Genomic DNA, 20,050 nt, shown 5'->3' with positions numbered 1-20,050 from the left:
CAACCTTAGACTGGGCGCGTGGGGAATGCGGGAGGCGAGCGGGTGCGCGTGTCCCCGCGTGCCGTCGTCGCATGGGGCGGGCTCGCCGTGCTCGTCGTCGGTGCGTTCCTCGCCGCACTGGGCGGGCTCAACCAGTCGCTGTACGGCGCCTCGAGCTTCGTCGAGCGCTACCTCGAGGCGATCGCCGACGACGACATCGGCACCGCCGCCGCGACCCCGGGCGTCGCACTCGACGCCGGGGAGCTCGAGGCGCTCGGGCTGCCCGACGACATCTCCACCGCCATGCTGCGATCGGGCGTGGTCGAGGCGGGCCCCGAAGACGTGTCGATCGTGAGCGACGTCGCGAACCCCGACGGCACGCACTCGGTCACCGCGAGCTACCGCCTCGGCACCGAGATCGCCGAGTCGGCCTTCGAGGTGCGGCCCATCGACCCGTTGTACGGCCTGCTGAACCGGTGGGAGTTCGCCGACAGCCCGCTCGCCGTCATCGATGTCACCGCGGCCCACAACCCGCTCTTCACCGTCGGTACGCTGACCCTCGACGCCCGCGCCAACAAGCCGCCCGAGGAGCTCGCGAACTTCACGCAGGTCACGCCATACCTTGCGGTCGCGCCGGCCGTGTACCAGTTCCACTACGAGTCGACGCTGCTGGCGGCCGCGCCCGTCGTCGCGCCGATCGACGCGGGTGAGCAGGCGGGCGTCGAGGTCGACGCCCAGCCGACCGCGGCGTTCGTCGAGCGCGTGCAGACGAAGGTCGACGAGTACCTCGCGGCGTGCGCCGCGCAGCACGTGCTCCAGCCGGCCGACTGCCCCTTCGGCATCGAGATCGACGACCGGGTCACGAGCGAGCCCGAGTGGACGATCGTGACGACGCCGCAGGTCACGCTCACGGCCGGCGAGAACTCGTTCGACATGCCGCCGACCGAGGGCGTCGCGCACATCTCGGTCGAGGTGCAGGACCTGTTCGACGGCCACTACTACACGCTCGAGGAGGACCGCTCGTTCAACCTCGCGCTCGCGGCGACCATCCGTCCCGACGGCTCGATCGCGATCCAGCTCAAGTAGTCGACCGACGACTCCGGTGGTCGAGTGGCGCGCGACGAAGGCGGTGGGTTGAGGAGGCGCGCAGCGCCGTCTCGAAAACCAGCACGCGTATCGAGACCCTCACGCAGCGGGTTTCGAGACGTCCCTTCCGCTCCTCCTCAACCGGCGGTATCGCGATCGCGCTCGGCGATCGCCGCGAGGCGCGCGTTGTAGGCCTCGAGCTCGGCGTCGCCCGTGCGGTCGGCGTGACGGTCGCGCCGCTTCGACTCCTTCTCGTCGCTGCGCGACCACTGGAACGCGACCGTGATCGCGAGCGCCACCGTCGGGATCTCGCCGATCGACCAGGCGATGCCGCCGCCGAGCTGCTGGTCGTCGAGCGCGTTGGTGCCCCAGCCCATCGCGCCGTACCAGTCGGCGAGCATGAGGCCGGTGCCGGTCATGATCGCGAGGCCGAAGAACGCGTGGAACGCCATCGTGCCGAGCAGCAGCACCAGTCGGAACGGGTAGGGCAGGCGATAGGGCACCGGGTCGATGCCGATGAGCGACTGCACGAACAGGTAGCCCGTGATGAGGAAGTGCGCGACCATCCACTCGTGCCCGATGTGGTCGAGCATCGTCCAGCGGAACAGCGGCGAGTAGTAGAACACCCAGAGCGACCCGGCGAAGAGCACGGCCGCGACGATCGGGTTCGCGATGATCGACGCGAACTTCGAGTGCACGGCGAGCAGGATCCACTCGCGGCCGCCGCGGGAGCCGTCCTTGCGGGGACGGATGGCGCGGGCCGCGAGCGTGACCGGCGCGCCCGGCACGAGCAGCACGGGCACCGCCATCGTGAGGCCCATGTGGCCGAGCATGTGCGCCGAGAACAGGTACTGCTCGTAGACGTTGATGCCGCCGTTGGTGATGTACGCGAGCAGCAGCAGGCCCGCGACCCAGAGCACGGCGCGGTACACGGGCCACGTGTCGCCGCGCTTGCGCAGCCGCCGCACGCCGGCGAGGTAGAAGAAGATGCCGAACCCGCAGGCGAGCAGCCAGATCAGGTCGGGGTTCCACTCGGTGAAGAAGCGGAACGTCTCGGGCCACGGCGGCAGCGGCGACCCCGTGAGGATCTCGGCGGGCGTGCGGGCGAGGTCGCCCGGCTCCTCCGACACCGGCGTCGCCGTACGGGCGAGCGCCGCGGCGACGCCCGATGCGATGCCCATGAACGCGAGCTCCGCGACGACGATCCACCAGAAGTTCCTCGTCGATCGGGCTGCGTCGCCCCGTGACATCCCGCCGATCAGGAACCGCCGGTACATCGCACCGAAGCACCCGAGCGCGACGAGCGCCGCGACCTTCGCGAGGACGAGCCAGCCGTACTGCGTCGTGAGCTGGTCCCATGTGCCGATGCGCAGCGCCGCGCTCGCGTAGCCCGAGATCGCGACGACGATGAAGCAGATGAGCGCGACCGTCGAGTACCGGGCGAGCACGACCGGCAGGCGCTTCGGGCCGAGTTCCTTCTTGAGCAGCACGATCGTCAGCAGGCCGCCCAGCCACATGGCGACGAACGCCAGGTGCAGGCCGAGGGCGGTGACGGCGGCGGAGTGGCCGGCTGCGCCGGCCGCGTGGCCCTGCTGCGCCATCGGCACGAGGGAGGCGACCGCGAGCACCGTTACGAAGACGAGCGCCGTGTGGTTGCGTACCGCGAAGCACAGCACCGTGACGGTCGCCGCGACGAGCGTCGTGATCAGCCACGACTGCCCGAGCCCGATCGTCGTGACGAACTGGCCGAGCTTCTGCCCGAACGCGTCGCTCGCCTCGAACGGCACGGCGGTGACGAGCACGAAGGTGAACAGGCCCGTCGCGGCGCTCGCGACCGTCATGACCGCCGCCGACGCGGCGGCGACGTCGAGCGCGACGTCGAACTCGCGCCGCTTCGGGCTCAGCGCCCACACCGCGAGCACGAGGGCGCCGATCATGCCGGCCGCCCCGAGGTTCACGAAGAGCTTCGCGACCGGCACCCCGTACCGGGCGATCGGCCCCGGGTCCTGGATCAGCTGTTCGTCGGCGCCACCGCCGTACGCGAGGGCGATGAACGTCGCGGCGAGGGCGACGGCGATGAGCACGGCAGGGCCGAGCACGCGGACGGAGCGGGGCACCGAACCAGCCTAGACGGCGATGACTGGATGCCCCGTGGGTGAGCCGCTCGTCGCCACGAGCGCGCACTCCCCGCCCCCGACGGGCGACGACTGCGCGCTCGACGGAGACGCCGGCCCCGAGGCATCCGCCACCGGACGACGAAGGGGCGCACGGCTCTCGCCGTGCGCCCCTTGTGAAGCAGCTGGTTACTTGGCAGCAGCCTTGAGCTTCGAACCGGCCGAGACCTTGACCGAGTAGCCGGCGGGGATCTCGATGGTCGCGCCCGTCTGCGGGTTGCGGCCGGTGCGAGCGGCGCGGTGCGTGCGCTCGACGGCGAGCCAGCCGGGGATGGAGACCTTGGTGCCTGAGCCCACGGAGTCGGCGAGCGCGTCGAACAGACCGCCGAGCACGGCGTCGACGGTGGCCTGGCTCTGGCCGGTCGACGCAGCGATCTTCGCGACGAGCTCGGTCTTGTTCAGCGACTTGTCAGCCATTGAATGTCCTCCTCGGACGTTCGCTGTATGCAACAGCATTGAGTTGAAATACTCGAGAACGATCGTTCAATCGCCCCCGTGGCCAACCGGCCGCCTCGAATGTAACAGAAAACCCCGGAAACACGCGGATTTCCGGGGTTTTCGGAGCCATCCGGCCCGGCGTGTCACGCGCCGCGGCCCTCGGGCGTCATTTCCATCACTTCATGAACTTGAACTTCGCCGTGTGCGTCGTGCCGTCGTCGAGCTGCATCGCGAACGTGCCGCACTTGCCCGCCCAGCTCTTGTCGGTCTTCCAGACGTAGACGTACTGGCCCGCGACGGGGTCGTACGTCAGGCTGCTGCCGCCCGCCGTCACGGTCGTCTCGATCGCATCGGTCTCGGCGCCGGTCGCGCAGGTCGTGAACACCAGCTTCGGGTAGCCCGCCGCGATGATGTCGAGGCCCTGGTCGCCGCCCAGGCTGAACTTCATCGGCACGGCGCTGCCCGCCTTCACGGTGTTCACCACGTCGCCCATGTCGACGGGGCGGAAGAAGCCGGCGAAGTCGTAGATCACCGAGTAGTCGCAAGTCACTTCGAGCGACTCGTTCCCGGCGTTGTCGACCGCGGTCCCGACCGGTGCCGTCCCGGTCTTCGCGCCGACACTCGACGTGTCGAGGGCGATCGAGCCGCTCGCGTAGCCATCGGCCACGCCGGAGCCGCCGTCCTCGTCGGTCGCGGTCCACGTCGCCACGGCGACGGAGCCGAGCAGCACCGGGCCCGCCGGGCAGACGAGCGTCACCACGGGCGGCGTGACGTCGACGACCGTGTAGGTGCAGGATGCCTCTGCGGACTCGTTGCCCGCGACGTCGACGGCCGTGCCGGCCGGAACCGTCGCCGTGTGCTCGCCGAGTACCGAGGTATCGAGCGGGATCGATCCGCTCGGCGCGGTCGCGAGGCCCGAGCCGCCGGCCTCGTCGGTCGCGGCCCACGTCGCCTCGGCGACCTCGCCCTGGGGGATCGGGTCGGTCGGGCAGGTGAGCACGACGACCGGCGCCGTCTCGTCGACCGGATCGAGCACCACGCCGCAGTCCGCGACGGTCCACTTCACCGAGACGCCCGCAGTCCGGAACTTGGTGTCCCCGTTGAGGACCTTGCCACTGGCCTCGTAGTTCGCGACGCCGGTGAACGCGCCGTTCGTCGATCCGGCGGCCACCGTGATCGTCGACGTGGTCTGCGCACTGTCGACGGTCGAGTTCTGGTCGAGCGTCGCCCAGTTCGTGGGGAGCTTGATCGTCGCGGGGCTCGGCTGCGTCGCCGAGACGTTGGTCTGCGAGCTGCGCGAGAAGGCGATGTCCGACGCACTCTGGAAGATCGTCGCGTCGCCGTTGCCGCCTCGATCGAGGTTGAGCTTGACGACGACGTCCTTGCTCGTTCCGCAGCCCAGCGATCCGAGATCGATGACCGGGGTCGAGACGACGAGGTCGTCGACGGTGACGGTGGTCTCGAGGTCGTCCGCGTTCGCGATGGCTCCCCCTCCGAGCACCAGCACGGCAGCCGCGGCCGCCCCGACGATCGATCTGCTCCAGCCGTTCCAGCGTTTCATCGAGCTGCCCTCCGAGTCGGCGAATGCATGCGCACGCATGCGCAGGCGGTCCGTCAACGCTAGGCGTCGGCGCTGTCGGAGCATCAGACCCCCGAGGTGGTGGCACCCGCACGGGGAATCCCCCGTTCCGCGGCATCCGTGTACCCCGACCGCCCTGAATGAAACACGAAAGAGGGGCGCCCCGGAGAATTCCGGAGCGCCCCTCTTCGTGAACCCTGAAGCTACTGCCTACCAGCTCGACTTCGTGATGCCGGGCAGCTCGCCACGGTGCGCCATGTCGCGGAAGCGGACACGCGAGATGCCGAACTTCGAGAGGTTGCCGCGGGGGCGACCGTCGATGGCGTCACGCGAACGCACGCGCACGGGCGACGCGTTGCGGGGGAGCTTCTGCAGGCCGACGCGGGCGGCCTCGCGGCTCTCGTCGGTGCCGTTCGGGTCGATGAGCGCCTTCTTCAGCTCGAGGCGCTTCGCCGCGTAGCGGTCGACGATCACCTTGCGCTGCTCGTTGCGCGCGATCTTGCTCTTCTTCGCCATGTCTTAGCGCTCCTCTCGGAAGTCGACGTGCTTGCGCACCACGGGGTCGTACTTCTTGAGCACGAGGCGGTCGGGGTTGTTGCGACGGTTCTTGCGGGTCACGTAGGTGTACCCGGTGCCGGCCGTCGAACGGAGCTTGATGATGGGACGGATGTCCTGCTGCTTCGCCATTAGAGCTTCACCCCACGAGCCTGCATGTCACGAACGACGGCCTCGATGCCACGGGCGTCGATGACCTTGATGCCCTTGGCGGACACGTTGATCGTGATGTTGCGACGGAGCGACGGAACGAAGTACGTCTTCTTCTGCACGTTCGGGTCGAAGCGACGCTTCGTCCGGCGGTGCGAGTGCGAGATGTTGTGTCCGAAGCCGGGAACGGCTCCGGTCACCTGGCACACTGCTGCCATTGGTCTTTCCTCCAATACCGAGGGGCGGATGCCCCTCCCAAGGTCTCTTGTCTGCTGACGATCACACGCCGAAGCCCGCGATTTCTCGCGGTGATCGAGGTGGGATTGTCGCGGCCTGGGCAGTGGAAGTACCCAGCCAACGAGCCAGCTTACCAGACCGGCCGGTCGCAGCCGAAATCCGGGTGGTGGATGCCTCGGCCTCACGCCGGGTGCGACGCCGCGCCGCGGCATCCGGGCCGTCGATCAGGATGCCGCGCGCTCGCGCTCCTCGCGCAGCACGGTGCGCCGCGACAGCACGGCGGCGACGAAGAAGCAGAGGGCGCCGATCACCGTGCCGAGGTTCGTCCAGAACAGGCTGACGAGGTCGCCCGTCGAAGGCACCACGTAGGCGGCGACGGCCGAGACGCCGAACGCGATCGACCCGAGCAGGTTGAGGCCCGTGCCGTGCCAGGTGCGCGCATCGCGGTCCCACAGCTGGCCGCGGTCGCGCGTCGCGACGACCGCGAGGCCGCTCGACACGAGGAACGCGATCGACCCGAACGCGTCGGGCCGCCATCCGACGCCGACCGCATCGGGCGACTGCACCGCCGCGACCAGCGCCTGCCCCGTGCTCACGTTGAAGAAGAGCGTTCCGACGAACTGGATCGCGGCGGCGAACCAGTCGGCGCGGTCGGCCGCGTTCATGCCCGTGCGTGGCGGGCGGCGACCGCTGAGGCTCAACTGGATGAACCCGGCCGTCGTGAACAGGAGCGAGCCGATGAAGAAGGTGACGGCGACGCCGACATCGCCCGCCCACGCCGCGTACGCCGGGAGGGGGCCGACGAAGAAGCAGATCGAACCGAGCGCGAAGCCCCACGCCTCACGGCGCAGGCGTCGATCGCCTCGGGGGGTCGGGCCGCCGGTGGAGGGCGCGTGGGCGTCGCGTCGCATGCCTTCATCTTCGCCCATGCGCCCCGCCGAGGCGATCGCCGGGCTACTTCGCATCGCCGGGAGCGGTCGTCTCCACCACGAGTCCGAGGTCGCGCATCTCGCGCTGCGACTTGCCGGCGAGCTTGCGGCCGAGCAGCGGCCGGCCGTCGTTGTGCTGGTAGACGCCCTTCGGCTCCTTCGCGAGCGGCTCCTCCCAGCCGAGGTAGAGCGCGAGCACGCGCAGAGTGAACCCGATGAGGAACGCGATGCCGGTCGCGAGCCACGTGTTGAGCCCGAAGGCGTCGCAGATGATCCAGACGAGCCCGGTGAGCGCGGCGATGCCGACGAACCACTCGCCGCGGATGAACTGCTTCGGCGGCACCCCGCTCGTCACGTCGATGAAGTAGCGGCCGGCGGTCGGCCCGACCACGGCGAGCGCGAGCGCGCCGAGCACGGGCAGTCCCGCCTCCACCGCCTTCTGCGCGCCGACGATGGCGTACCAGGGCAGCGAGAACGAGGTCATGAACTGGAACAGTCCCTCGCGGAACAGCTGTCCGCCCTTGAACGCGAGCGCGTAGCCGAGGAGGCCGGCCGCGAGGCACAGCAGGATGTACGCCGGGTTGGTGAGCGCCGAGGGCACGTCGCCGAGCAGCACGTCGCGGGCGACGCCGCCCCCGATGCCGCCGACGAGGGCCATGAGCAGGATGCCCACGATCGTGTAGTTGCGGTAGTGGTCGGGCCGGCGGGCGAGCAGCGCGCCGTTGAGCGCGTTGGTCGTGGCGGCGATCAGGTCGATCGTCGTGAAATCGCCGGTCCAGACGAAGTCGCCGAAGGTGATCGGGGTGGCGCTCAGGTCGAACATGGGAACCTTCCGTCATCGCTGGTGCGAGGTGGTCGTGCGGTGCACGCGAGTGGTTCGCGCGCCCCGGGGTGCGAACGACCCACGGGCGACGCCCGTGGGTCGTTCGCGACGTGCGGTCAGCCCGTCGTGGCGGACTCGCCCGGCGGTGCCTGCGGCGCGGTCGCGGTGGCCGGCGCCGCCTCGTCCTCCTCATGGGTGCCGCGCATCGCCTTCTCGGCGTCGCTGCGCAGGTCCCAGGTGGGGCGCCGGAACGCGTAGAAGAGCAGCGGCGGCACGCCCAGCAGCAGGATGACGCAGAGCACCACGAGCGCGTACATGCCGGCCGACATCGAGTCGAAGCCGTCGGGCGGGATGAACGCGAGGCAGAACGCGGCGAGGCATCCGAGGAAGCCGACGCCCGCGATGAAGCCCATGGCCGGCACCCGGTAGGTGCGCTTGACGTTCGGCTCCTTGCGGCGCAGCCGGATGGCCGCGGCGAACATCATCATGTACATGATGAGGTAGAGCGCGGCCGCCATGTCGACGAGGGCGATGAACGCCGAGTTCACGTTCGGGATGAAGATGAACATCGCCGCCAGCAGCGTGACGATCGTGCCCTGCAGCATGAGGATGCCCGACTGCACGCCCTCCTTGTTGCGCTTCTGCAGCCCGCGCGGCAGCAGGCCCGACTCGGCCGCCGCGAGCAGGCCCTTCGACGGACCGGCGATCCAGGTGAGCACCGAGGCGAGCGCACCCGCCGCGATGAGTGCCGAGATGAGCGGCGTGGCCCACGACATGCCGAAGGTGTCGAAGTACTGCTGGAAGGCGAGCATGATGCCGTTCGTGAGGCCCAGGTCCTTGTTGGGCACGGCGATCGCGATGGCGATGGTCGGCAGGATGAAGACCGCGAGGATCAGCACCGACGCGAGCAGGATCGACTTCGGATACCCCTTGCCCGGGTTCTTCATCTGGTTGACGTGCACCGCGTTCACCTCCATGCCCGCGTACGCGAGGATGTTGGAGACGATCAGCACGATCGACGCGATGCCGGTGAACGGCGGGATCATGTTCGCCGCCCCGAGCGGTACCTCGCTCGGCTCCCCCGTGCCCAGCCAGATGAAGCCGAACACGATGAGCAGCGCCGCCGGGAAGAGCGTTCCGAGGATGCCGCCCCACGACCCGAGCTTGGCGAACAGGTTGCCGCCGCGCAGGGCGATGAGCGTCGATCCCCAATAGAGCACGAGGATGATGATCGCCGTGTAGAGGCCGGAGTTCGCGAGCGACGGGTCCATGAACACGAACGCGATCGCCGCAGCGATGAAGGCGATCTGCGTCGGGTACCAGACGACGTTCTGGATCCACTGGAGCCAGACGGCGGTGAAGCCCCAGCGGTTGCCGAAGGCCTCGCGCACCCAGACGTAGACGCCGCCCTTCCACCCCGTCGCGAGCTCGGCCGCGACGAGCGCGGTCGGGATCAGGAAGAAGATGGCCGGGATGATGTAGAGCGTCACGCTGCCGAGCCCGTAGACCGCCATCGCCGGCAGCGAGCGCAGGCTCGCGACGACCACGACGGTGAGCAGGGCGAGCTGGCCCGCGCCGAGATACGCGGTGTGCGCCGTCTTCGGCGCCAGAGGGTGGTTCTTTCCGAGCCGTGGCGACTCGGTCGCCTGCTTCGTCATTGCACTCGCCTCCTAGTGGTGGAACGCGGGACGGTTGCCCTCGATGGGCATGGGCGACTCGAGCTGGTCGAGGTAGGCGGTCTCGGCCTGGATGTCGCGGAGGAGGTCCGCCGCGAGGTCCATGCTGAGCCCGTTGCGCACGACGATGCGCTGCACGGTGCGGTCGCTCATGTTGTCGGGCAGGGGGTAGGCGGGCACGAGCCAGCCCTTCTGGCGCAACCGGTCCTGCAGGTGGTACAGGTTCCAGTTGTCGGTGTGACCGGGCTTCAGCCGCCAGGCGAAGACGGGGATGTCGGTGCCGTCGCTGATCAGGTCGAAGGCGCCGATCTCGGCGATGCCCTTGGAGAGGTACACGGCGACGTCCTGCGAGGCCTGCTGCACGGCGGCGTAGCCCTTGACGCCGAGCCGCAGGAAGAGGAAGTACTGCAGCAGTACCTGCGCCCCGGGCCTGGAGAAGTTGAGCGCGAGCGTCGGCATCGAGCCGCCGAGGTAGCTCACCCGGAAGATCAGGTCGTCGGGCAGCACGTCGGCCGTGCGCCAGACCACCCAGCCGAGGCCCGGGTAGACGAGGCCGTACTTGTGACCCGACGTGTTGATCGAGTGCACGCGCGGCAGCCGGAAGTCCCACTCGAGGTCGGGCTGGATGAACGGGGCGATCATCGCACCCGATGCGCCGTCGACGTGGATCGGGATGTCGAGCCCGGTCTTGGCCTGCAGGGCGTCGAGCGCGTCCGAGATCTGCTTCACGGGCTCGTACGCACCCGTGTAGGTGACGCCCATGATCACCACGACGCCGATCGTGTTCTCGTCGACGTACTCCTCGAGCTGCGCGCCGTCGAGCATGGGGTACTCGTCGCTCACCGGCACGTAGCGCGGCTCCACGTCGAAGTAGTTGCAGAACTTCTCCCAGCACACCTGCACGGCGCTCGACATCACGAAGTTCGGCTTCGAGGCGTCCTTGCCGGCCGCGCGGCGGGCCTGCTGCCAGCGGCGCTTCATCGCGAGGCCGCCGAGCATCGCCGCTTCGGACGAGCCGATGGTCGACGTGCCGATGGTGCCGTCGGGATCGGGCGAGTGCCAGAGGTCGGCGAGCATGCGCCAGCACTTCTCCTCGATCGCCGCGGTCTGCGGGTACTCGTCCTTGTCGATCATGTTCTTGTCGAAGGCCTCGGTGTAAAGGGCCTTGGCCTCGTCGTCCATCCACGTGGTGACGAAGGTCGCGAGGTTGAGCCTGGCGTTGCCGTCGAGCATGACCTCGTCGCGGATGATCTGGTACGCCGTCTGGGGCAACGACTCGTTCTCGGGGATGCGGTGCCCCGTGTTGACCGTCGCCTCCCCCGGTCGCGCGAACCTCGGCGTGTATTCGTTGTCGAGCTGCTCGGTCATCGTCATCCCTCCGTGCGTTGCCGGGCGCGATGCCGTGGGGACACCGCAGTGCGCGGGCGGGAGGAGCCGTTCCCCCGAACGCCGCATCCGTTCGCGATGCTAGACCCGGCGGCCGCGCCCCGGTATCACCCAGATCGCATGAATGCTCCTCGGCCGGCGCGGGAGATCAGGGGCGCGCCCGTCCCCCGTCGGCGGCACGTGGCCCGACGCACCGAATGGGGAGTCCTCCCCATTCGCGGGGGTTCGAGGTGCGGTTAGTCTCATGGAAGTCACCCGATCGCGGGATGACGATGCCGTGCATGATCCGGGGCGACTCCCTCCCCCGATCCAGCAGCCGACGATGGAGGATGAGCGATGGCGGGACCGGACATCGACCTGGACTTCGATGACCTGACGGCGATGGTCGGCGACCTGGGGGTCTTCGTCAAGGAGTTCGAGGAGCTCGGCGACAAGACCGATGACGTCCAGGAGGCCGTCGGGCGACCGCACGGCGATCAGCGCCTGTACAACAAGGTCGGATCCTTCGAGTCCGGCTGGGACGGCAACCGCGAGGTCATCCTCGACGGCCTGACGAACATCCACGATCACCTGAAGTCGATCGTCGACGGCTTCAAGCAGCGCGACGAGGAGCTGGCGAAGCCCAGCGAGGAGGCACCCCGATGACGTACGGCTACGGCTACAACGCAGGCCTGCGCTCCCCGAAGGGCGTTGCCGTCCAGGAGCTCGACGGCGACCCGGGCGAGATCGAGAGGGCCGGCAAGCACTACTCGAAGATCGGCGCCAGCCTGACCTCGACCGCCGACGAGCTGCAGAAGCTCGGTGCGAACGAGAAGTACAAGGCCGAGAGCATCGACAAGGTCCGCGAGTCGGCTCGTGAACTGCACGGCGACCTGCGCAAGGTCGGTGAGCGGTACGAGAAGACTGGCCCGGTGCTGGTGACCTACGCCGCCGCGCTCCGCACCGCACGCAACACGACCGTCGACCCGCTCGTCGACGACATCATCGCGGCCCACAAGGCCCACGAGGCCGCCGTCGACGCGAAGGACGACGCGCAGGACAAGGTCGACGACAACAACACGACCTGGGTGTGGGAGACGGAGGCGACCGACGCCGAGAAGTCCGCGGCGAAGTCGGCACTCAAAGAGGCGTCCGACGACGAGAAGGCCGCCGGCAAGAAGCTCGAGGACCTCTGGGTCGCGTTCGACAGCGGCTACTCGACGTGGGACAAGGCCTACGAGGATGCGATCACCGGCATCGAGAAGGCCATCGACGCCTCCGGGATCGACGACACCTGGTGGGAGGACCTGCTCGACGGTCTCGCGACGGTCGCGACGATCGTCGCGACCCTCGCCGTCGTGGCCGCGCTCGTGATCGGCGGCCCGATCTGGCTCGCGATCGCCGCGGTCGCCGGCATCGTCGCGCTCGTCGCGCACGTGATCATGATGGCGTGCGGTTCGAAACGGGTGTCGTGGACGGACATCGCGTTCGACGTGCTCGGGGTGCTGCCGTTCATGGGCGCCTTCGCGAAGGCGGTCGGCCCCGGCGTGCGCTCGCTCGGGCTGCTCCGGGGCACCGGGCAGGCCTTCAAGGGCGCGTTCGGGTTCACGAACGCGGCCAAGGGCTTCCTCGGCGTGGGCCGCAACGCCCTGCTGCGCGACCTTCGCACCGTCGTGGGCGCCGGTCGCGGTGCGGGCAACCGTGCCGCCCGCGAACTGGCGGCCCCGGGTCTCGCTGACGCCTTCCTCGCCGCGAACCGCGGCAGTTGGGCCGCCAACGCCTGGAACGCGTTGCGCAGCGGCGGCTCGATCCTCGACGGTCAGGCCTACACGCTGAGCCAGCGCCTCGCGTCGGCCTGGCCCGGCGCGGGTGCGATGCCGGCCGGCGGCAACGTGGCGAGCTGGGTCTCCAAGGTGAGCGGCATGCCGGGCCTGGCGGGCCAGGGCCTGAATCTCTGGAACACTGGTTTCGGCGGCTATCAGTCGTTGCAGGGCGTCGGCATCCCGTTGCCCGACATGCCCGACTTCATCGGCGGCACGATCGACTGGATCAAGGGCAACTAGCCGATTCGCGCCGGTCGAGCCGGCGCGATCGAGAGCGATGAGGAGACCACGTGGCCTCACTACGTGAGGAACTGAGCGGCCAGACGATCCCGAAGACGTCGTACACGCTGTTGTGTCCGCCGGGCTGGGCGAAAGTCCCGCCCGCCGCGCTCGTCGACGATGCGACGACCGCGAACGCGCTCGAGCAGATGAAGCGCGCCGGCCGACCCGACCTCGTGCTGGGCTTCAAGACCATGCTGAGCCGGCTCCGTGCGTCGCTGCGCGATCGCGGCGTCTTCGAGGTGTACGTGGCTCCCGAGCGCGAGCCCGGCGCCCCGATGCCGGCGTTGCTCGCCGTCTCGCCGCTCGTCATCCCCACCGGGGTGACCTGGGAGGCCGCGCTCGCGCGCCTCGCCAAGAACTCCGTCGTCGAGGTGCCGCCGGCCGAGGTCGAGATGCATCTCATCCGGCGGCACTCGGACTACCGCGACGAGTCGGCGTCGGTCATGACCGATGAACTCACGTACGTGGTGCCGGTGCCCGACGGCGACGGACGTCGCGCCCTGCTCTTCCAGTACTCGGTCCTCTCCGTCGCCGACGAGAACTCGCAGGAGATGGCGAAGGGCCTGATCTTCATCGGCGAGGCCATCATGTCGACGTTCAGATGGGTGCCCGAAGCATGAACGTGTTCCCGATCGTCTTCGATCCCGACCGCTGGATCCGCGTGCCGGTGGACTGGACCGACGAGCAGTGGCCCGACGCCGAGTCGTGGGCGTCGTGGGTGGCCGACGAGGTGACGCGCGACCGGGGCACCGCCGACGATCTCATCGCCGCGATCCGCGACCAGGCGGTCGCGGTCGCCACGTTCCCGACCGAGCACGTCGGCGCGCGATTCTGGTACTTCCCGGTCGACTCCGACCCCCGCGGCTGGCTCGACCTGTACGTGCAGCGACGCGACCCCGACGGCACGACCGCGCGCGAGCTGCTCCCCGGCCTCGACCGCACGCTCATCGATCCCGTCGTCGACGAGCTGGAGGGCGAGGTGTTCGACGACTTCGCCCGGCGCCTCTCGCTCGTCCCCCTCGGAGAACGTCAGCTCGGCGAGGGGCACTCCGGCATCCTCGCGAAGGCCGAGTGGCTCGCGATCACGGGCGGGTGGGTGGTCTACGGCATCTCGGTCGATGACGACCCGCGCTGGCTCACCCAGCGTCTCGCCGACGGCGACCGCCTCGTCGCCGGCATGGATCAGGCCGCGCTCGCCGCCCTCGCCGGCGGAGCGCGAGCGTGAGCGACGCGCAGGTCCTCACCCCCGGGCAACGGGCGGCCGTGGCCGCAGCGATCGGCGCCCTCCCGCAGCCCGTCGACGCGCCGACGGCGCTCGACGCGGTGCCGCAGATCGCCCTGCTGGCGACGCACGCCGACGCGGCTGCGGCGTACCCGACGGTCGTGCGCACGGCCGAGCGGGCCGAACTCGATCTCCTCGCACCGGCCGCCGATGCGGAACCCGCTCCGACGGTGTCGCGTGCCCACGTGTGGCTCAGCGTGATCGCCGCGGTCGTCGGCATCGCGGCACCCGCGCTCATCATGATCGGCCGCACCGGCAATGCCGCGCTCGACCCGGTGTCGGGGGCGCTTCCCTCCGGCCTCGGCATGGCGGCGGCGACCGTCCTCTTCTGGGTGCTCGAGCCCAAGCGCACCCAGAACCCCCTGTACCACGGCGGAAACTTCGGCGCCCGCATGTACGTCTTCTTCCCGATCGTCTGGGCGATCGCGATCGTCATGGTGCTCGGCGAATTCGGCGACGTGTCGGCGACGCCGGCCGCGTCGGTGGGGCTGCTGCTGCAGGTGGCCGCCACGATCGGCTGCATCGTCCTCGCCGTGGTCGCCTTCCGCCACGACCGCGAGCGCCCCGACTGGGCAGGCGGGCGACGCGTGCAGCAGACTGATGCGGTGCCCGCCGAGATCGCGGCATCGTCCGAGTTCGTCGCGGGTATGCGGCGCCGACTCGACGAGTGGCGCCGGTACGTCTTCCGCACGAGCACCCCGCAAGAGCTGGCGGCGCTGCTCGCCGCGGAGCTGGAGGCGCTCGACCTGCTCCGCGGCGGCGGTGTCCTCGACGCGGCGCAGTTCGACTTGGCCGAACGCCGCGTCCGCTCGCGTTCCGACTGGCGGTGATCGCTCCCCGGGCACGACGCTCGCTCGACGAGGGATGTGTCGCGCCGGGCAGGGCCCGCCGGATGGGGAGCGCTCCCCATTCCACCCGGGGTTCGGGTGCGGTTAGTCTCGTGGACGTCACCCGGTTCCGGGGGACGGACTTTCCGAGTGAAGAGGTTGATGATGGCTGATTTCAAGGCGTCGTACGGTGAGATGGAGTCGATGGCGGGCCGTCTCGACACGGGTCGTGAGGAGATCGGCGACGTGCTGCGTCGCCTGAAGGACGACGTGGACCGTCTCCTCGGTGACGACTTCAAGACGCAGCACGCGTCGGGCAAGTTCGGCGAGGGGTACACCGAGCTGACCACCGGTCTCGAGAAGGCGATCGAGGGCATCAGCGACATGGGCGACTCGCTGCGCAAGATGATGCAGGCGATCAAGGACACCGACCAGGCCCTCGCCGGCAACTAGTCCCACCGCGCCGCGCGGCCGCGCCGCCGCACCCACCAGGGTCGGCGCCGCGGCCGCGCGGCGTTCCCGACCGACCATCCAGCTGGGAGCGTGCCCCGATGAAGCGCCGCTCGGGCTCGCCCTTCGACTACGACGTCGGCGACAAGGCGGATCAGCGCCGTGAGGGCCGGGTCACCCGCGCCCTGGTTCCGGTCACGCTCGCGATCATGGTGTACGGCGCGCTCATCGCCACCACGATCCTCAACATGCTCGTCTCGGGCCTGCCGAACCCCGCGAAGGGCACGTCGGCATGGCAGTCCGACCAGCCGTTCCCGATGATCCCGGTCGCCTCGTGGCTCGTCATCGCGGTCTCCTGCGTCCCGCTCCTGTCGACCGTGCTCGTCTGGCGCTCGGTCGACGAGCGCCACGGCCCGCTCCTGACGAACGAGATGACCTTCTTCTTCACGATCTTCACCGTGATGCCGCTGGGTTTCGCGGGGGTGTACGCCGAGCCGAGTCCATTCCAGAACGGCGACCAGCCGTGGGGGTGGCACTGGATCGGGTCGATCCTCGCGCTCATCGCGGGCTTCGCGCTGATCGCCAGACGAGTCACGCTGCGCACGACGACGGTCCCGCAGCGAGAGTTCGGTGCGTTCGAAGCCGAGCGGATCGACCTGTTGCGCAAGGCGAGGACGAGCCGCAGGGTGCGTGCGACGCTCCACGAGCGACTCGCCGAGGTCGACGCCCGTGAGGCCGCGACCACGGCCGCTGCCGCTGCCGCCGCCGCCGAGCGTGGCGCAGGGTCGACGCAGACGGGCGTGTGACGGAGGCCACGGGGCATCCGTCACACGCCGTCTGCACGACCGCGTCGGTGGGCGAAGCTAGTCGGTGAGCCCGTCGACGTAGTCGCGGTTGTCGGCGATCCACTGCTCGACCACGGGCCCGTAGTCGTCGGAGTCGGACTCGTTGAACATCGCGTTCTCGAGCGAGAAGAGCAGTTCGCTGTCCATCTCGAAGTCCTCGAGCCAGCCGCTCAGCGTCGGGAACGACGCCTCGAAGCTCTTGCCGCCGAACGCGTGGATGCCCTCGGCGTCGCCCAGTGCGCCCTCGGGGTCGTCGAGGTCCTTGATCGGGAACGCGTCGTACGCCCAGTGCGGGCGCCACAGCGTGACGGCGATGTTCTCCCCCGCCTTCGTGGCGGCGGTGAGCTCGGCGAGCATCGCGGGCGTCGAGCTCGTGAGGTACTCCATCTTCTCGAGGCCGTACGTCGGGATCACCTCGTCCTCGGTCACGCGGTTGAGCCCCGATCCGGGCTCGATGCCGACGAGGCGGTTGCCGAACAGGTCGGCCTTCGCGGCGAGCTCGTCGAGCGAGTCGACGGGGGCGTCCTCGTTGACCGCGATCGTGAGCTTGGCGTCGTCGTTCCACGAGCCGAGGTCGACGAGGTCGTCGCCGTACTGCTCGATGTAGTCGGCGTGGGTGATCGGCAGCCACGTGTCGAGGGTGACGTCGTAGTCGTCGGTCGTGAGACCCGAGTAGACGGGCGCCGGGTCGGCGTACTCGAGGGTGACGTCGTAACCCTGCTCGGTGAGCACGGCCTTCCAGAGCTCGCTCGCGGCGATGCCCTCGTCCCAGCCGTTGAACACGGCGATCGTGACGTCCTTGCGGTCGCCGTTGTCGAGGGTCTCGGCCTCGGCACCGGTGGCGCAGCCGGTGAGGGCGAGCGCCGAGACGGCGCCCAGTGCGAGTGCTCCGGTGAGCATGCGCTTCTTCATGTGACTCCTTTCCTCCCGTGCGCAGGGTCACGGGCGTTGGGGTGAGGTCGTGTGCGTCGGTCGAGGGCGCCCGACGAGGGCACGGGTGGTCGAGGGGCGCCCGACGACGGAGGACGCGGATCGAGGCCCCGCAGGGGGCGGCGTCAGACCGTCGTCGCGGATGCCTCGGGGCGGGCGCCGACCGGGACGGGCTCGTCGCGCTCGTCGCCGACGCCGGCGTCGGCGGCCGCGCTGGACGTCGGCGCCGAGGCATCCGCCACCGGTCGCCGGCGCCGCCGGGCCCTGGGTGCGCCGAGCGCGCCCGTGATGCGGTCGAGGATGATCGCGAGGATGACGACCGAGACGCCCGCCTCGAAGCCGAGGCCCACGTCGATGCGCGTGAGCGACTGCACGACGTCGCCGCCGAGGCCGCCCGCGCCGACCATGCCCGCGATGACGACCATCGAGAGCGAGAGCATGATGACCTGGTTGACGCCGGCCATGATGCTCGGCATCGCGAGCGGCAGCTGGATCTGGCGGAGGATGCGCCACGGCGACGAGCCGAACGCCTGCCCCGCCTCGACGACCTCGCGGTCGACGCCGCGGATGCCGAGCTCGGTGAGCCGCACGCCAGGGGCCATGGCGAAGATGATCGTCGCCACGATGCCCGGCACGACGCCGACGCGGAACAGGATGAGCGCCGGGATCAGGTAGACCATCGCGGGCATCGTCTGCATGAAGTCGAGGATCGGGCGGATGACCCGCGACGCGCCGTCGGAGCGCGCGGCGAGCACACCGACCGGCACCGCCACGACGACCGCGATCGCGCTCGCGACGAGCACGAGCGCAAGCGTCGCCATGGCGTTGTCCCACTGGTCGACGCCGACGATCACGAGGAGGCCGATCGCCGAGCCGACGGCGAGCTTCCAGCCGCGGGCGAACCAGGCCAGGGCGGCGATCGCGAGGATCACGACCCAGAACGGCGGTGCCTGGAGGACGAGTTCGACGAGGTCGTAGAAGCCCGCGAAGACGTCGCGGACGAACGTGAAGAAGCCGCCGAACACCTCGGTCACGAAGTCGATGAACGCGGCGGCCCACTGGCCGAGCGGAAGACGGAACTCGTTCATGCCGGGCTCCTCTCCCCCGCGGCCACGGCGGGCACGGCGTCGGCCACCGTCGCCTCGGAGTGCGCGGTGCGGTGCAGGGTCTCGGTGATCACGTCGATCGGGATCGTCACCGGAGTCTCGATGATGGCCTGCTCGGCCGTGTCGGTGCTGACGTTGCCGAGCGCAGCGAGCAGGGTCACACGCGGCACGGCGCCGAGGAGGCGGCCTTCGCCGTCGACGACGGCGAGCGGCAACTGGCTCTCGACCGCACTGCCCAGCAGTTCGGCGAGGTGCTCGTCGACGCCCACGACGGGGTGGTCGTCGCTGATCGCGATGCTCAGGTCGCGTTCGCCGCGCTGCACGAGCCGCAGCACGTCGCGATCGTGCGCGACGCCGAGCAGGCGCCGGCCGTTGCCGACGACGAAGACCATCGAGGTCTGCAGGTCGCGCATGGTCCGCAGGGCGGCCCGCGGTCCGGCGGACGCGGTCGCGACGGCGCGCGGCGCCTCCATGACGTTGCCGGCCGTGAGCACGCGGGCCCGGTCGACGTCCTGCACGAACTGGGCGACGTAGTCGTCGGCCGGGTCGGTGAGGATCTCCTCGGCCGTGCCGATCTGCACGATGCGACCGTCGCGCATCATCGCGATGCGATCGCCGAGGAACATCGCCTCGTTGAGGTCGTGGGTGATGAAGACGATCGTCTTGCCGAGCTCCTGCTGCAGCTCGACGAGCTGCTCCTGCATGTCGCGGCGGATGAGCGGGTCGAGCGCCGAGAACGCCTCGTCCATGAGCAGGATGTCTGTGTCGGCGGCCAGCGCACGGGCGAGTCCCACCCGCTGCTGCATGCCCCCGGAGAGCTCGGACGGCAGCTTGCCGCCCCAGCCGCCGAGGCCGACGCGCTCGAGGATCCGCTCGGCGCGGGCACGACGCTCGGATGCCGGGACGCCCTGGATCTCGAGCCCGTAGGCGGCGTTCTCGAGCACGGTGCGGTGCGGCAGCAGGGCGAAGTGCTGGAACACCATCGAGACCCGACGTCGGCGGACCGCACGAAGGCGCTTCGGCGCGACCCCGGTGATCTGCTCCCCCATCACCGTGACCGACCCGTCGGTCGGCTCGACGAGCCCGTTGAGCATGCGGATGAGCGTCGACTTGCCCGACCCCGAGAGGCCCATGACGACGAAGATCTCGCCGCGGCGCACCTCGAAGTCGGCGTCGATGACCGCCGCGGTGCCGAGCGACGTGAGCTCGTCGCGACCGGCGCCGTCGCGCAGCCGCTGGAGGGCCTCGCGTGGCTTGCGGCCGAAGAACTTGGTGAGGTGGCGCACTTCGAGTGCGGTCGTATCGGACATGTAGGGCTCCCCGAGGGCGCGCCGAATACCGCTCACGCAGGGCGTTTCGCGGTCGAGTCCGGGCGCGCCGAACTCCTGGGTTGCGGCCGGGTTGACGGTGAGTCGGATGCCCCGTGCTCAAGCCCGGCGCGTAGTGCGTTCGTCGGGCGAATCAGGGCTTCTCAGCAACCGGCCATCGGGGCCGGATGCCTCACCGCGCAACCA

At 69.8% G+C, this 20,050-nt stretch carries 21 protein-coding genes; 8 read left to right on the top strand and 13 right to left on the bottom strand.

Translation table 11 applies throughout. The features are described from left to right. Window positions 1–18 precede the first annotated feature (18 nt). Window positions 19–1,065 (top strand): hypothetical protein, encoded by a 1,047-nt coding sequence (locus MUN74_RS09290; RefSeq protein WP_244856186.1) that lies wholly within the window; start codon window positions 19–21, stop codon window positions 1,063–1,065. A gap of 137 nt (window positions 1,066–1,202) precedes the next feature. Here the strand turns inward: MUN74_RS09290 and MUN74_RS09285 are convergent, their stop codons facing one another. From MUN74_RS09285 to gad, 10 genes are all read right to left on the bottom strand, one after another. After that, window positions 1,203–3,182, bottom strand: a complete 1,980-nt coding sequence (locus MUN74_RS09285) for a bifunctional copper resistance protein CopD/cytochrome c oxidase assembly protein (protein WP_244856185.1) — start codon at window positions 3,180–3,182, stop codon at window positions 1,203–1,205. Between the two features lie 186 nt (window positions 3,183–3,368). Continuing rightward, window positions 3,369–3,656: an HU family DNA-binding protein gene (locus MUN74_RS09280; protein WP_231429330.1), complete on the bottom strand. Its 288-nt coding sequence runs from the start codon at window positions 3,654–3,656 to the stop codon at window positions 3,369–3,371. Window positions 3,657–3,852: 196 nt separating this feature from the next. Then, window positions 3,853–5,238 carry a PxKF domain-containing protein gene (locus MUN74_RS09275; protein ID WP_244856184.1) on the bottom strand — a complete coding sequence of 462 codons (1,386 nt, stop codon included), beginning with the start codon at window positions 5,236–5,238 and terminating at the stop codon, window positions 3,853–3,855. 228 nt (window positions 5,239–5,466) lie between these two features. Further along, a complete protein-coding gene (gene rpsN / locus MUN74_RS09270) occupies window positions 5,467–5,772 on the bottom strand; it encodes a 30S ribosomal protein S14 (protein WP_244856183.1) in 306 nt (101 codons plus the stop codon). A 3-nt stretch (window positions 5,773–5,775) separates the two neighbouring features. After that, complete coding sequence (rpmG, locus tag MUN74_RS09265; RefSeq protein WP_021760158.1) at window positions 5,776–5,943, bottom strand: 50S ribosomal protein L33; 168 nt, start codon at window positions 5,941–5,943, stop codon at window positions 5,776–5,778. Continuing rightward, window positions 5,943–6,179, bottom strand: coding sequence for a 50S ribosomal protein L28 (gene rpmB / locus MUN74_RS09260; protein ID WP_244856182.1), 237 nt, complete (start codon window positions 6,177–6,179; stop codon window positions 5,943–5,945). Before rpmB ends, rpmG begins: the two co-directional genes overlap by 1 nt. A 243-nt stretch (window positions 6,180–6,422) precedes the next feature. Continuing rightward, window positions 6,423–7,127, bottom strand: coding sequence for a hypothetical protein (locus tag MUN74_RS09255; protein WP_244856181.1), 705 nt, complete (start codon window positions 7,125–7,127; stop codon window positions 6,423–6,425). A gap of 25 nt (window positions 7,128–7,152) precedes the next feature. Next, window positions 7,153–7,950 (bottom strand): trimeric intracellular cation channel family protein, encoded by a 798-nt coding sequence (locus MUN74_RS09250; RefSeq protein WP_244856180.1) that lies wholly within the window; start codon window positions 7,948–7,950, stop codon window positions 7,153–7,155. A gap of 116 nt (window positions 7,951–8,066) precedes the next feature. Next, window positions 8,067–9,608: a glutamate/gamma-aminobutyrate antiporter GadC gene (gadC, locus tag MUN74_RS09245; protein ID WP_244856179.1), complete on the bottom strand. Its 1,542-nt coding sequence runs from the start codon at window positions 9,606–9,608 to the stop codon at window positions 8,067–8,069. 12 nt (window positions 9,609–9,620) lie between these two features. Then, entirely contained in the window at window positions 9,621–10,994 is a 1,374-nt protein-coding gene (gad, locus tag MUN74_RS09240) for a glutamate decarboxylase (RefSeq protein WP_244856178.1), read from the bottom strand. 354 nt (window positions 10,995–11,348) lie between these two features. On the opposite strand from gad, the gene MUN74_RS09235 reads away from it, so the two are divergent. From MUN74_RS09235 to MUN74_RS09205, 7 genes are all read left to right on the top strand, one after another. After that, window positions 11,349–11,657, top strand: a complete 309-nt coding sequence (locus MUN74_RS09235) for a hypothetical protein (protein WP_244856177.1) — start codon at window positions 11,349–11,351, stop codon at window positions 11,655–11,657. Then, window positions 11,654–13,054 carry a hypothetical protein gene (locus tag MUN74_RS09230; RefSeq protein ID WP_244856176.1) on the top strand — a complete coding sequence of 467 codons (1,401 nt, stop codon included), beginning with the start codon at window positions 11,654–11,656 and terminating at the stop codon, window positions 13,052–13,054. Before MUN74_RS09235 ends, MUN74_RS09230 begins: the two co-directional genes overlap by 4 nt. Before the next feature lie 50 nt (window positions 13,055–13,104). Next, entirely contained in the window at window positions 13,105–13,716 is a 612-nt protein-coding gene (locus MUN74_RS09225; RefSeq protein ID WP_244856175.1) for a hypothetical protein, read from the top strand. Continuing rightward, on the top strand, window positions 13,713–14,321 hold the full coding sequence (locus tag MUN74_RS09220; RefSeq protein ID WP_244856174.1) for a hypothetical protein: 609 nt from the start codon (window positions 13,713–13,715) through the stop codon (window positions 14,319–14,321). Before MUN74_RS09225 ends, MUN74_RS09220 begins: the two co-directional genes overlap by 4 nt. Then, the gene (locus tag MUN74_RS09215; protein WP_244856173.1) at window positions 14,318–15,208 is read left to right on the top strand and encodes a hypothetical protein; all 891 of its coding nucleotides are present in this window, start codon (window positions 14,318–14,320) and stop codon (window positions 15,206–15,208) included. The genes MUN74_RS09220 and MUN74_RS09215 overlap by 4 nt, the downstream gene beginning before the upstream one ends. A gap of 162 nt (window positions 15,209–15,370) precedes the next feature. Beyond that, window positions 15,371–15,658 (top strand): WXG100 family type VII secretion target, encoded by a 288-nt coding sequence (locus tag MUN74_RS09210; protein WP_244856035.1) that lies wholly within the window; start codon window positions 15,371–15,373, stop codon window positions 15,656–15,658. A 98-nt stretch (window positions 15,659–15,756) separates the two neighbouring features. Further along, a complete protein-coding gene (locus MUN74_RS09205; protein ID WP_244856172.1) occupies window positions 15,757–16,461 on the top strand; it encodes a hypothetical protein in 705 nt (234 codons plus the stop codon). 57 nt (window positions 16,462–16,518) lie between these two features. On the opposite strand, the gene MUN74_RS09200 is transcribed toward MUN74_RS09205, so the two are convergent. From MUN74_RS09200 to MUN74_RS09190, 3 genes are all read right to left on the bottom strand, one after another. Continuing rightward, a complete protein-coding gene (locus tag MUN74_RS09200) occupies window positions 16,519–17,412 on the bottom strand; it encodes a glycine betaine ABC transporter substrate-binding protein (RefSeq protein ID WP_244856171.1) in 894 nt (297 codons plus the stop codon). A 143-nt stretch (window positions 17,413–17,555) separates the two neighbouring features. Beyond that, complete coding sequence (locus MUN74_RS09195) at window positions 17,556–18,518, bottom strand: ABC transporter permease (protein ID WP_244856170.1); 963 nt, start codon at window positions 18,516–18,518, stop codon at window positions 17,556–17,558. Further along, window positions 18,515–19,846 carry a quaternary amine ABC transporter ATP-binding protein gene (locus MUN74_RS09190; protein ID WP_244856169.1) on the bottom strand — a complete coding sequence of 444 codons (1,332 nt, stop codon included), beginning with the start codon at window positions 19,844–19,846 and terminating at the stop codon, window positions 18,515–18,517. The genes MUN74_RS09195 and MUN74_RS09190 overlap by 4 nt, the downstream gene beginning before the upstream one ends. Between the last annotated feature and the right edge of the window lie 204 nt (window positions 19,847–20,050).

The sequence above is a fragment of the Agromyces sp. H17E-10 genome (genome assembly GCF_022919715.1).
In the GTDB taxonomy this organism is placed as follows: Bacteria; Actinomycetota; Actinomycetes; order Actinomycetales; family Microbacteriaceae; genus Agromyces.
This window is presented reverse-complemented; position numbering and strand designations above follow the sequence as displayed.